The organism is Delftia sp. S65, assembly GCF_016516495.1.
GTDB classification, from domain to species: Bacteria; Pseudomonadota; Gammaproteobacteria; order Burkholderiales; family Burkholderiaceae_C; genus Comamonas; species Comamonas acidovorans.
This window is the reverse complement of record NZ_JACVUR010000112.1, coordinates 1-288: the sequence shown is the minus strand read 5'-3', so window position 1 is coordinate 288 and position 288 is coordinate 1. Positions and strand designations below refer to the sequence as shown.

Here is a 288-nt window from a genome sequence, read left to right as displayed (position 1 = left end):
GACGGCAACGCCTTGGTTACTTGGATCAAGCTCGGCACTGTGCTCGGGAGGTCAATCTAATGAGAATCATCGACAAACAAACCGGCGAGTACCCGGTGGACATGACTGTCCTGCATGAGCGCCATCCGCGCACTTTAATGCCTCAGTACCTGCCTCGCTACGCCGAGGTGCGGGACACCCCATTGCCGGAGTACGACCCGGAAACCCAAAAAACCATCGAAGTCGATCCAGCTGTGAAGGACGGCCTATATGCCCGGCAGTGGCTCGTTACTCCACTGTCTGAGCAAG

The 288-nt window shown here is 56.9% G+C and carries 1 pseudogene; it reads left to right on the top strand.

What is annotated here, in order from left to right:
* Nucleotides 1–59 precede the first annotated feature (59 nt).
* Nucleotides 60–288 (top strand): annotated as a pseudogene (locus IAE24_RS30045) (hypothetical protein); the annotation flags it as partial.